The sequence below is a fragment of the Stenotrophomonas sp. YJH_SMC_80 genome (assembly GCF_059372495.1).
This window is the reverse complement of sequence record NZ_JCAFVP010000001.1, coordinates 632,437-645,360: the sequence shown is the minus strand read 5'-3', so window position 1 is coordinate 645,360 and position 12,924 is coordinate 632,437. Positions and strand designations below refer to the sequence as shown.

General features: G+C 65.3%; 7 protein-coding genes. 6 read left to right on the top strand and 1 reads right to left on the bottom strand.

Translation table 11 applies throughout. From position 1 onward, the window contains the following. Window positions 1-286: 286 nt before the first annotated feature. From AC5P99_RS02780 to AC5P99_RS02755, 6 genes are all read left to right on the top strand, one after another. Entirely contained in the window at window positions 287-3,259 is a 2,973-nt protein-coding gene (locus tag AC5P99_RS02780; RefSeq protein WP_049451979.1) for a TonB-dependent receptor plug domain-containing protein, read from the top strand. Between the two features lie 91 nt (window positions 3,260-3,350). After that, on the top strand, window positions 3,351-5,378 hold the full coding sequence (locus AC5P99_RS02775) for an alpha/beta hydrolase family protein (protein WP_088435893.1): 2,028 nt from the start codon (window positions 3,351-3,353) through the stop codon (window positions 5,376-5,378). A 170-nt stretch (window positions 5,379-5,548) separates the two neighbouring features. Beyond that, window positions 5,549-7,651, top strand: a complete 2,103-nt coding sequence (locus AC5P99_RS02770; RefSeq protein WP_005414104.1) for a M13 family metallopeptidase — start codon at window positions 5,549-5,551, stop codon at window positions 7,649-7,651. A gap of 222 nt (window positions 7,652-7,873) precedes the next feature. Next, window positions 7,874-9,883, top strand: a complete 2,010-nt coding sequence (locus tag AC5P99_RS02765; RefSeq protein WP_495212873.1) for a M13 family metallopeptidase — start codon at window positions 7,874-7,876, stop codon at window positions 9,881-9,883. Window positions 9,884-10,009: 126 nt separating this feature from the next. Beyond that, entirely contained in the window at window positions 10,010-10,504 is a 495-nt protein-coding gene (locus tag AC5P99_RS02760) for a VOC family protein (RefSeq protein WP_012480908.1), read from the top strand. A gap of 76 nt (window positions 10,505-10,580) precedes the next feature. Next, window positions 10,581-12,164: a phytoene desaturase family protein gene (locus AC5P99_RS02755; protein WP_088435890.1), complete on the top strand. Its 1,584-nt coding sequence runs from the start codon at window positions 10,581-10,583 to the stop codon at window positions 12,162-12,164. 50 nt (window positions 12,165-12,214) lie between these two features. Here AC5P99_RS02755 and AC5P99_RS02750 read toward each other — a convergent pair whose 3' ends face one another. Beyond that, window positions 12,215-12,889: a rhomboid family intramembrane serine protease gene (locus tag AC5P99_RS02750; RefSeq protein ID WP_005410509.1), complete on the bottom strand. Its 675-nt coding sequence runs from the start codon at window positions 12,887-12,889 to the stop codon at window positions 12,215-12,217. Window positions 12,890-12,924 lie beyond the last annotated feature (35 nt).

Below are 12,924 nucleotides of genomic sequence, written 5' to 3'. Positions count from 1 at the left end.
ACATGTTCAGCGGAACCCGAACAAAACAATAAAAATCAATAGGTTGTATCAATTTAGATCGAAACACACGGAGAGCAAAGAGGCTCCTGACCACAGCTTGATGACTCCCTTATGAACGTTTGACAGCATCAGTTAATGTCGTGTTAATCTCGAGTTACCGGCAGGTGAAGCCGGTAACGCCGGGAGGCGGCAGGGTACTGCCGGGACCGGGCACGGGGCACACGGAGACGCCCGCAAGGCAAGTCCCCGGTGTACGACGCAATCATTGGATTCAAGGGGATTTCAGATGATCAATCGCAAGTCGCTCGGCCGGCATCCGCTGAGCTTTGCCCTCGCTACCGCCGTGCTGCTCGCCGCAGCGGCGCCGGCGATCGCCCAGGATGGCGCCGCGACGCAGACCGCTGAGGAAGCGGCCAAGTCGAAGGCAACCAACCTGGACACGGTGACCGTCACCGGCTCGCGCATCAGCCGCGACGTGTTCAACTCGGTGTCCCCGGTCCAGGTCGTGACCCGTGAGGAAACCACGCTGGCCGGCTTCAACTCGACCACCGCCGCACTGCAGAGCACCGCGGTGACCGCAGGTGCATCGCAGATCAACAACGCCTACGGTGGCTACGTCACCGACGGCGGCCCCGGCGCCAACACCCTCGGCCTGCGCGGCCTCGGCCCGACTCGCACCCTGATCCTGCTCAACGGCCGCCGCGTCTCGCCGGCCGGTTCGCGCGGCTCGGTCGGCTCGACCGACCTGAACGTGCTGCCGAACTCGATCGTCGACCGCGTCGAAATCCTGAAGGACGGCGCCTCCTCGATCTACGGCTCCGACGCGGTCGCGGGCGTGATCAACATCATCACCAAGAAGAAGGTCGACGGCGTCACCTTCGAAGGCCAGCACAATGCGACCGACGGCGGCGGCGGCGACGAACGTCGCTATGCGCTGACCTTCGGCACCACCGGCGAGCGTTCGCACTTCTCCGGTTCGTACGAGTACACAGTGCGCAACGCACTTAACCTGGGCGACCGCGACTGGACCCGCTGCGCCACCGACAAGTATCGCGACATCGACGCCGGCGACTACTGGGGCAGCGGCGACTTCATCGATCCGCTGACCGGCAAGTCCAAGTGCTACACCCTCGACGGCGGCGGCGTGACCATCAACACGCTTGGCACCAACACCCGTACCGGCGTCGCCGCGCCGGGGGGCAGCGGCACCCGCTTCAACCGCTGGCGCCCGAATTCGTCGGTCACCACCGGCCTGGTTGGCTACGAAGGCGTGGGTGCGCTGAACCGCGACACCTTCGACCCGCAGATGCTCAACCAGTCGCTGATCTCGCCGGTCAAGACCCACACGGCCTACTTCCAGGGCGGCTTCGACCTCAACGCACTGGGCGACGCTGAGCTGTACTACGAGTTCCTCGGCAACCACCGCAAGTCGACCCAGACCGGCTATCGCCAGCTGACCCTGGACTATGCAGTGGGTAATCCGCTTATCCCGGCCAACCTCCGCGACAGCGTTGCGGGCCCGGCCACCGACCAAACCAATGGCGTGCCGATGGGCGTACGTGCCTTCATTGGTTTCGGCAACGACCAGAGCAAGCAGAAGGTCGACTTCCTGCGCTTCAACGCCGGCCTTCGCGGCCACCTGAGCTCGGAATGGAATTACGACTTCAACATCATGCATTCGCGCAGCGATGCGGACTACACCTTCCAGAGCTTCCTGACCAGCCGCCTGGCGCAGAGCCTGGACGTGGTCTCCAACGGCGCCGGTGGCTTCGTCTGCCGTGACGCCTCCAACGGCTGCGTCGCCGCCCCCCCGGTGAACAACAATACCATCGGCGGCCGCCTGCCGCAGGACTGGAAGGACTGGGTGTTCGTCCCGGTCACCGGCAACACGCTGTACAAGGAAACCACGGTCAACTTCAACGTCAATGGCCCGCTGTTCGACATGCCGTATGGCTCGGCCGGCGGCGCGTTCGGTGTGGAGTACCGCAAGGCCCGCATCGACGACAGCCCGTCGCAGTACTCCATTGACCAGGACCTGTACAACCTGACCGCTTCCTCGCCGACCCGCGGCAGCGACTCGGTGTTCGAAGCCTACGGCGAATTGGAACTGCCGCTGCTGTCCGGTGTTACCGGCGCTGAGGAGCTGTCGGTCAACCTGTCCGGCCGCTATACCGACTACAAGTCCTATGGTTCCGACGAGACCTACAAGATCGGCACCCTGTGGACCCCGGTGAAGTGGCTGTCGTTCCGTGCATCCTACGGCACCTCGTACCGCGCACCCGCCCTGTTCGAGCAGTTCCTGGGCGCCACCACCGGCTTCCTGCCGCAGTCGTCCGACCCCTGCGACAACTACATTGAGGCCCGCCCGGAATCGATGCGCTACCAGAACTGCGCGTCGCTGGGCCTGGATCCGGAGTTCACCCAGCTGCAGGGCATCACCGTCTACACCCAGGGCGGCGCGGAAAACAACCTGAAGGCTGAAACCTCCACCGCCAAGACCTTCGGCGTGGTGCTGCAGCCGGAGTTCGGCCCAGCCTTCGGCGATCTGTCGCTGGCCCTGGACTACTTCGACATCAAGGTCGAGAACGGTGTGCAGGACGCAGGCGGCGCCGCCATCCTGCGCAACTGCTACGGCAGCTCCACCGCAGACTTCACTGCGGGCAACGGCCTGTGCCGCCTGATCCAGCGCAACCCGCAGACCAACCAGCTGACGGTCACCAACGGCTTCATCAACGTCTCCACCAACAAGGTGCGCGGCCTGGACTTCACCCTGCGCTATGTGCGTGACATCGGCCCGGGCGAGTTCCGTGCCACGCTGCAGGGCACGCACTACTTCGAGCAGACCAGCCAGCTGTTCTCGGACGATCCGAAGGTCGACTCGGCCGGCATGATCGGCTCGCCGGAAAACACCGCCACCCTGGACCTGAACTACAAGTGGAAGAACTGGCGCGTCCGTTACGGTCTGGACTGGATCGACAACATGGACAGCTACGCCTACTACGAGGAGCGCAACCCGGGCCTGTTCGATCCGGCCACCAGCCAGTACAAAATGTACACCCCGAACTACTTCATCCAGGCAGCCTCGCTGCAGTATGAAGCGGACAAGTGGTCGGTCACCGGCGGCGTGCGCAACCTTGCCAACAAGAAGCCGCCGACCATTTCGCAGGGCGTGCTGAGCACGGTTGGCAACGCGCCCCTGTACAGCGGCTTCGATTACTTCGGCCGCACGTACTTCGTGAACATCACACGTTCGTTCTGATCCTGACGTTACCCACCGCCGCCCTTCGGGGCGGCGGTTTCGTTTCCGGCCCCGGCCTTGCGCCGGGATCGCCCTGAGATCGAGGCAAGCAATGAAGCGAACCCTGTTGCTGGCAGCCCTGGCCAGCATGTCCCCCTGGCTGCATGCCAAGCCTGTCGCCCCCACCGTCGAACAGCTGGCGGCCTTCCCTGCCATCTCCAGCCTGTCGCTGTCTCCGGACGGGCAGCACATCGCCGGCCTGCGCGCCAACGGCGAAGAACGCGTGATCGTGGTCTGGCGCACCGATGCGCTGGACAAGGCGCCCACGGTGATCGGTGCCAACCGGATGAAGTTCCAGAGCGTGTCGTTCATCAAGAACGGGCAGCTCGCCGTGGTGCTGTGGCAACCTTTCGACCTGCGCGCCGACCGTGTCACCAAGACCTTCGTCAGCAAGTTCTTCATCACCGACATCGAGGGCAAGCAGTGGAAGGAGCCCATTACGCCGCCGCGTGCCAGCAGCCGCAGCGAGGAACTCGAGCAGGCGCTGTCCAACCCGACGGTGCTGGACACGCTCCCCAATGATCCGGACCACATCCTGGTGATCAACGGCAGTGGCGGCAGCTCCGGCGATGTCTACAAGGTCGACCTGCGCAGCTTCACCTCGCAGCGCGTGCAGAAGACCGAAGAGCGTGTGGCCGGCTATGTCACCGACCTGGACAGCGAACTGCGTGCACGCCTGCGCCAGGACGTGGACGGTACCGGCGCCTATGTCGCCACCGAGTTCCGCAACACCGGCAGCGGTGCGTGGGAAGAGCACTTCCGCTCCTATGTGAAGAACCGCGACATCAACCAGGTGATCGGCTTTGCCGATGACCCGAACATCGCCTTCGTGCTGAGCAACGTCGGCCGTGACAAGGCGATCGTGTACGAGTACGACATCGCCGCACGCAAGCAGAAGGAAGTGCTGTACGAACACAAGCTGTTCAACGCCAGCTCGATGTCGATCAACCGCTATCGCAACGGCGCGATTCCGTTCGGCGAGATCCTCGGCATCCGCTATGCGGGCCCGCGCGGTGACGACCTGCAGTGGACGTCGCCGCGGATGAAGGCGCTGGACCAGGGCCTTCGCCAGGCTTTGGGCATCCAGCAGCAACCGCTGGAAATGGTCGACACCGCCAATGGCCAGCGCTTCACCACCAATTACGACACTGGCCGCAGCTACCAGGTGGTGGACTACACCCCCGACCTGTCCACCGTGCTGGTGGCCACGTCGGGCCCGTCCAACCCGCCCGAGTACCACCTGCTGCGCAACGGCAAGCTGACCCTGCTGGCCAAGACCTATCCGGACATCCAGCCTGCGGCCCTGGGCGATACGAAGCTGGTCTATTACAAGGCCCGCGACGGGCTGGACATTCCGGCATTCCTGACCACGCCCAACACCGAACTGTGTGGCGCCGGTCCCTGGAGGGCGGTCGTGCACCCGCATGGCGGTCCGTGGGCCCGCGATGGCATGGACTTCGATGGCTCGATGTGGGTGCCGCTGATGGCATCGCGATGCATGGCCGTACTGCGCCCGCAGTTCCGCGGCTCGGCTGACTGGGGCCGCAAGCTGTGGATGGCGGGTGACGCCGAATGGGGCCAGAAGATGCAGGACGACAAGGATGATGGCGCGCAGTGGATGGTCGACCAGAAGATCGCCCGGCCTGGTCACATCGCCATGTTCGGCTTCTCCTATGGTGGATACTCGGCGTTTGCCGCCTCGGTTCGCCCGAACGGCCTGTACAAGTGCGCGATTGCCGGCGCCGGCGTCTCGGACATCAAGAAAATCTGGTCGCGCTTCTACACCAATCCGTTCTTCCGCCAGGCGCAGGCGCCGACCGTTGCAGGCCTTAACCCGCTGGACAAGGCGGGCGAGATGAAGATTCCGTTGATGGTCTACCACGGTGACCGCGACCGTACCGTGCCCATCGAGCAATCGGAGTGGTTCGTGACCAAGGCCAAGAGCTCGGGGCAGCCGGTCGAGTTCCATGCCATCGCCGACTATGCGCACGGTCCGGCCTGGACTCGGAAGATCATGGCCGACCAGCTGCACCTGATCGACGACTATCTCGGCAAGGGCTGCGGCGGCGACGGCCTGTAATCGGTGCGTTACCCAAGCAAGGGCGCCCCACCGGGCGCCCTTGCTCGTTCTGGCCCTTGCGCCCGGCCATGACCTTCGACACCCTTGCGGGGCAGGCCGGCGGCGTATCGTTCGGCCCACGGCCGTCCCCGCGGCCCTTCCCTGACTCACTCGGCCTGGAGGCCATCAAAGTGACCCGTACTCCCAAGATCGTGCTGCTGACCCTGGCCGTTTCGGCCGCGCTGGTTGGCTGCGGCAAGAACGAAACCCCGGCCAAGGACGCCACCGCCTCCACGCCGGCTGCGGCCGAAGCCACCCAGTACACCCTGGACGAGAGCAAGCTGCCGGCCTACAACGCCTTCCAGCCTAGCGACCTCGATACCAGCAAGGACGCCTGCGGCGCCTTCGGCGACTACGTCAACAGCAAGTGGCTGGCCGCCAATGAAATCCCGGGCGACCGCACCAGCTGGGGCGCCTTCACCATCCTCGACGAGCGCTCGGTGGCCGTGCAGCACCAGCTGGCCGAGCAGGTGGCACAGGTGAAGACTCCGAACCACATCGAGAAGATCGTCGGCGACCTGTGGGCCACCGGCATGGACGAGGCCAAGATCAACGCCCAGGGCATCGAGCCGCTGAAGGCCGACCTGACCGCGATCGATGGCCTGCAGGACAAGGCGGCCATCGCTAATTACCTGCGCTCCAGCGCCGCCAAGGGTGACAACGTTCTGTTCGGCTTCGGCGCCGAAGCCGACTTCAAGAACTCGGCCGTGAACATGGCCTACGCCAGCCAGGGCGGCCTGGGCCTGCCGGACAGCACCTACTACACCGATGCCAAGAACGCCGACAAACTGAAGGCCTACCAGGCGCACGTCGCCAAGGTGCTGGAGCTGTCCGGCGTCGCTGCTGCCGACGCTGCCAAGCAGGCCGAGGACGTGGTCAAGTTCGAGACCCGCCTGGCCAAGGCGTCCAAGTCGCGCGTCGAACTGTCGCGCAACGTCGAGCTGTACTACAACCCGGTCACCGTGGCCGACGCGGACAAGCTGACCCCGAACTTCAGCTGGACCGAGTTCTTCAAGTCGCAGGGCGTGGCCGCACCGGAGAAGTTCTCGCTGGCCATGCCGGCCTTCCATGAGGAAGTGAGCAAGGCGCTGGGCGACACCGATCCGTCGGTGTGGCGTGCCTACCTGCGCTTCCACACCGTGGACAGCGCCTCGCCGTACCTGGCCGATGCCTTCGTGCAGGAGAACTACGAGTTCTACGGCAAGACCCTCAACGGCCAGAAGGAGCAGAAGCCGCGCTGGAAGCGTGTGCTGGGCACCATCGAGAATGACGCCGGTGAAGCCTTCGGCCAGCTGTACGTGAAGGTGGCCTTCTCGCCGGAAGCCAAGGCGAAGATGGAAGAACTGGTGAAGAACCTGGCCGCCTCGCTGAAGGACCGCATCCAGGGCCTGAGCTGGATGAGCGATGAAACCAAGGCCAAGGCCATCGCCAAGTGGGAAACCTTCACCCCGAAGATCGGCTACCCGGACAAGTGGCGTGACTGGTCGGGCCTGCAGACCCAGCGCGACAGCTTCCTGGGCAACGTGCGCGCGGCCAACGAATTCAACTACAAGTTCAACCTGTCCAAGATCGGCAAGCCGGTGGACAAGACCGAGTGGGGCATGACCCCGCAGACGGTCAATGCCTACTACAACCCGCTGCAGAACGAGATCGTGTTCCCGGCCGCCATCCTGCAGCCGCCGTTCTTCGATCCGAAGGCCGACGACGCACTGAACTACGGCGGCATCGGCGCGGTGATCGGCCACGAAATGACCCACGGCTACGACGACCAGGGCGCACGTTTCGGGCCGACCGGCAACATGGAAGACTGGTGGACCGCCGCTGACAAGAAGAACTTCGAAGGCCTGACCGGCAAGCTGGTCAAGCAGTTCGACCAGTACAAGGTCGACGGCCAGGCGGTGAACGGCCACCTGACCCTGGGTGAGAACATCGCCGACCTGGGCGGCCTGGCTACCGCCTACGATGCCCTGCAGAAGGCCAGCGCCGGCAAGGAAGACCCGAAGGTGGACGGCTTCACCCGCGACCAGCGCTTCTTCTTCAACTGGGCCACCGTGTGGCGCACCAAGTACACCCCGGAGAACGCCAAGGTCCGCCTGGCGACCGACCCGCACGCCCCGGCGCAGTTCCGCGCCATGGGTGCGCCGTCGAACCTGCCGACCTTCGCCGCCGCGTTCCAGTGCAAGGCCGGTTCGCCGATGGCCCGCAGCGGCGACCAGCAGGTGGTGATCTGGTAAGCCACGGCTGACGCCGCGGCAGACCTGCAGAGGCCCGGGAATTCCCGGGCCTTTGTTTTTCGGGGGTGTTTTTCGTCCACGCATGGTGTGGATCCAATGATCTCGGCGCTCCCCGCTAGCGGCCGACCCTGGTCGGCGAAAGCAGCGTGATGCGTGCATGCCGCGTCGATGCGCGGCTTGCTATAGTGCGCGCGCCCTCAATCCATCACGGATTCGTTCCACATGCCCAATTTCCGTCCGCTTGCCATCGCCCTGGGCATCAGCCTGGCGACCCTGGTCCCGACCCATGATGCGTTCGCCGCCGCCAAGAAGAAGGCCGCGCGCGCCCCGGCCGTCAGCGCCCAGTGCAGCGACTTCTATGACGCCACCAACGCAGGCTGGCTGAAGGCCAACCCGGTGCCACAGACCGGTGCCACCACCGCGCTGGGCCAGCTGGTCGACCGCAGCCGTCAGCAGCAGCGTGAACTGCTCGACGCAGCGATGAAGGCGCCGCAGGGCAACGTGCAGAAACTGCTGGGCGACTTCTGGGCCAGCGGCCTGGACGAAGCCGCCGTGGAAGCCGACGGATCCAATCCGATCGCCCCGCTGCTGACCCGCATCAACGCGATCAAGAAGGCCAAGGATGTGCCGGCCTCGATCGCCGCGTTGCACCAGGTCGGCATCCCGGTGGCCTTCAACTTCGGCCCGGACGTGGACCTGAAGGCGCTGGACCGCCACATCGGTTACTTCATGCAGGGCGGCATGGGCCTGCCGGACCCGGCGTTCTACACCCGCACCGACGCCGACACCGTGGCGCTGATGGGCCGCTACCGCGCCTACGTCAAGCAGATCCTGGCGCTGACCGGCACCCCGGCCGCCAAGCTGGATGCCGAGTCGCAGGCGGTGATCGCGCTGGAAACCGAACTGGCGCGCAATGCGCAGTCGCTGGCCGGCATCAACAACCCGTTCAACAACTACGCGCCGATCTCCACCAAGGAGCTCAACAGCCGTTACCGCAATCTGCAGCTGGATGCCTTCCTGAAGGCACAGGGCGTGGATGACGACCTGGTCTCGCTGGCCGACCCGGGCCTGTTCAAGCAGCTCGACGGCATGGTCACCAAGCTCAAGCCGGACCAGTGGAAGGCCTACCTGCGCTGGCGCGTGGGCGACTCGATGGCGCCGTACCTGTCCAAGGCCTATCGCGACGCCGAGTTCGAATTCCGTGGCCGCGTGCTGCGTGGCGAGGCCCTGCCGCCACAGCGTTGGGAAGACGTGCTCGATGCGATCAACGTGGCCGCTGGCCCGATGCTCGGCCGCGAGTACGCCGCCCGCTACCTGTCGGCCGAAGACCGTCGCCAGGCGGCGTGGATCGTCGACAAGGTGCGCGAAGTGCAGATCGAAGCGGTCAAGAACAGCAGCTGGATGAGTGCCGAGGCCAAGACCGAAGCGCAGGCCAAGCTGGCCGCGCTGAAGATCGAGATCGGCACCCCGCTGCGCGACCTCGACTACAGCGTGCAGCCGATGGGCCGCGGTTCGTTCGGCGGCAACATGCTGATTGCTTCAACCTGGCGCCATCGCGAGGAAATGAAGCGCATCGGCAAGGGCAACGCCGACCGCCGTTGGGACGTGCTGCCGCAGCAGCCTTCGCTGGCCTACGATCTGGCGCAGAACCGCCTGATCGTCACCGCTGCGATCCTGCAGGGGCCGGTGTTCAACGCCAAGGCCGACGCTGCCGACAAGTTCGGCAGCTTCGGTGGCCTGGTCGGCCACGAGCTGACCCGCGCGATCGATGCCAAGGGCGCGCTGGTCGACGCCAAGGGCGAACTGCGCAGCTGGTGGACCCCGGCCGACAAGACCGCCTGGACCCTGCTCGGCAATCGCGTGGCCGCGCAGTACAGCGCGTACGACTTCCCGGGCGTGAAGGGTGCCAAGGTCAACGGCACGCTCACCCAGGAAGAGAACCTGGCCGACATCGCCGGCCTGGAACTGGCTTGGGCCGCGTACACCGCGCAGGAGCCGAAGGCCAAGCAGGCACAGCAACAGGGCTTCTTCCGCGCGTGGTCGGCGTTGTGGGCGCAGCAGCTGTCGCCGAACGAGGCCGTGCGTCGCCTGACCGCCGACATCCGTGCACCGGGCCTATGGCGCAGCAACGGCACGCTGGCCAACCTGCCGGCGTTCGGTGCCACCTTCAGCTGCAAGGCCGGCCAGCCGATGCAGCGCAGCGAAGCCGAGCAGATCAAGGTCTGGCGCTGAGCCAACTGCTGCAACTGGCAATGCAGAGGGCGCCTTCGGGCGCCCTTCTTTTTGCGGGTGCAGCACGATCCCGGCTTAACACCGGGCGTGCTATCGCTGCGGCTTCGTCCATCGCGGAGCCCCGAAATGGCACACAAGAACACCATCTGTGTCTGGTACGACAACGGCGCGCTCGAGGCCGCCACCTTCTATGCCAGCCTCCTGCCCGACAGCGCGGTGACCGCCGTGCATCACGCACCTGGCGACTACCCCGACGGCAAGGAAGGCAATGTGCTGACCGTCGAATTCACCGTCTGCGGCATTCCCTGCGTCGGCCTCAACGGCGGCAGCGCGTTCAAGCACAGCGAAGCGTTCTCCTTCCAGATCCAGACCGAGGACCAGGCCGAGACCGACCGCCTGTGGAATGCGATCGTCGGCAACGGTGGCCAGGAGAGCCAATGCGGCTGGTGCAAGGATCGCTGGGGCATCTCCTGGCAGATCAGCCCGCGCATGCTCATCGAAGCGGTGACCAGCAAGGACAAGGCACTGGCCAAGCGCGCCTTCAACGCGATGATGCCGATGAAGAAGATCGACATCGCCACCATCGAAGCCGCGATAAAAAAAGGGGACGGAGGGTATTAAGTCGTTTCTGCCCATCGCTGCCGACCTTGTGCGAATTGCGACTTAATCCCCTCCGTCCCCTTTTTTTGAGGTGCTGATGTCCTGGGATGCAATCATCATCGGTGGTGGCCACAACGGCCTGGTCTGTGCGGCCTATCTGGCGAAGGCCGGAAAGAACGTGCTGGTCCTTGAACGGCGCGGCGTGCTCGGCGGAGCGGCGGTCACCGAGGAGTTCCATCCCGGCTTCCGCAACTCGGTGGCGTCGTACACGGTGTCGCTGTTGCAACCGAAGGTGATCGAAGACCTGCAACTGCATGCGCATGGGATGCGCATTGTCACGCGCCCGGCCAACAACTTCCTGCCATTGCCCGACGACCGCTACCTGTTGTCGGCACCTGGCCGCACCCAGGCCGAAGTCGCTGGATTCTCCGCTCGGGATGCACAGCGCCTGCCAGCGTACGAAGCACGCCTGGAGATCTTCGCCGATGTACTGCGCGCGTGGGCTCTCCGCGCGCCACCGGACATCGGCGTCGCCGGCGGCTGGCGCGGCCTGCCCGCACTTTGGCAGATGGGGAAGCTCGGCCGCGAACTGGCGGCGCTGGATGCACCGCTGCGGCAGGAGCTGCTGGACCTGTTCACGCTGTCGGCGGCGGAATACCTGGACCGCTGGTTCGAGAGCGAGCCGATCAAGGCGCTGTTCGGCTTCGATGGCATCGTCGGCAACTATGCCAGTCCATACACACCGGGCAGCGCCTACGTGTTGCTGCATCACGTGTTCGGCCAGTGCAATGGCGTGAAGGGTGCATGGGGCCATGCGATGGGTGGCATGGGCGCGATCAGCCAGGCCATCGCCAGCGCGGCGCGCGAGGCCGGGGCCGAGCTGCGCGTGGATGCCGGCGTGCGACGGGTACTGACCGAACAGGGCCGCGCCGTGGGGGTGGAACTGGCCAACGGCGAAACCCTGCGTGCACGCGCGGTGGTCGCCAACGTCAATCCGAAGCTGCTGTACGAACAGCTGCTGGAGCCGGCGCAGGTACCGGCTGCCACACGCGAACGCATGACGAACTGGCGCTGCGGTTCCGGCACCTTCCGGATGAACGTGGCGCTGTCGCGGCTGCCGGAGTTCCGCGCCCTGCCCGGTCCGGGCGATCACCTCAGTGCCGGCATCATCATGGCACCCAGCCTGGACTACATGGATCGCGCCTGGCTGGATGCGCGCCGCGACGGTTGGTCGCGCGAACCGATCGTGGAAATGCTGATACCCAGTACGCTGGACGATTCACTGGCACCGCCCGGGCAGCATGTGGCCAGCCTGTTCTGCCAGCATGTGGCGCCGGTACTTCCTGATGGGCGTCACTGGGATGACCACCGCGAGACGGTAGCCGACCTGATGATTGCCACTGTCGAGCGGTATGCGCCCGGCTTCACCGCCAGCGTGCTCGGTCGGCAGGTGCTGTCCCCGCTCGATCTGGAACGCACCTTCGGCCTGGTCGGCGGCGACATCTTCCACGGCGCACTGAGCGCCAACCAGTTGTTCTCGGCGCGGCCGATGGTTGGACAGGCCGGCTATCGCGGTGCCCTGCCCGGCCTGTACCTGTGTGGTTCGGGTACCCATCCCGGCGGTGGTGTTACCGGTGCGCCGGGGCACAATGCGGCGCAGGTGGTGCTGCGGGACCTGTAGCGGTGTGGCGACCAACGGTCGGCACCTACGGCGTCAAATGATCCTTCGGATCATTTGACGCTGCGCAGATGGTTCGGGCGCTTCGGGGGACCGGGCGGGCGACGCTTGTTGAACGGCGGCTGCCCGCGCCAGTAACGGATCAGCAACCAGCCGAACAGCATGCCGCCCAGATGCGCGAAATGGGCCACGCCCGGCTGCCAGCCGGTCATGCCCAGCACCAGCTCACCCACGCCGAACAGGATCACGAAGGTACGTGCCTTCATCGGGATCGGCGGGAACAGCAGCATCACCCGCTGGTTGGGGAACAGCATGCCGTAGGCCAGCAGCAGGCCAAACACGCCACCGGAGGCGCCCAGCACCGTCGCCGGGTTTTCCAGCAGCGTGCCCACCAGCAGCTGGCACACGCCGGCTCCGGCCACGCACACCAGGTAATAGAGCAGGAAGCGCTTCTCGCCCCAGGTCTGCTCCAGTGGCGCGCCGAACATGAAGACCGCCAGCATGTTGAAGAACAGGTGGCCGAAGCTGCCATGCAGGAAGCCATAGGTCAGCAGCTGCCACGGCTGGAAGTTGCCGCCCGGCGAGAACGCATCGAAGCCCTGCTGCAGCGGTTGCAGCATGAACGGCTCGAAGGTCTGCATGCCGAGCAGGAACGGCTGCTGCAGCAGGAACAGGATCGCATTGGCGATCAGCAGGGCCTTGGTGACGGTTGGCAGTCGCGGGAACATGGGAGTACCGGCATGGAACGGCCTCCATCATAGCC

Coding starts and splice junctions, on each gene's coding strand:
- AC5P99_RS02780 (WP_049451979.1), top strand. CDS start 287: ATGATCAATCGCAAGTCGCTCGGCCGGCATCCGCTGAGCTTTGCCCTC.
- AC5P99_RS02775 (WP_088435893.1), top strand. CDS start 3,351: ATGAAGCGAACCCTGTTGCTGGCAGCCCTGGCCAGCATGTCCCCCTGG.
- AC5P99_RS02765 (WP_495212873.1), top strand. CDS start 7,874: ATGCCCAATTTCCGTCCGCTTGCCATCGCCCTGGGCATCAGCCTGGCG.
- AC5P99_RS02760 (WP_012480908.1), top strand. CDS start 10,010: ATGGCACACAAGAACACCATCTGTGTCTGGTACGACAACGGCGCGCTC.
- AC5P99_RS02755 (WP_088435890.1), top strand. CDS start 10,581: ATGTCCTGGGATGCAATCATCATCGGTGGTGGCCACAACGGCCTGGTC.
- AC5P99_RS02750 (WP_005410509.1), bottom strand. CDS start 12,889: ATGTTCCCGCGACTGCCAACCGTCACCAAGGCCCTGCTGATCGCCAAT.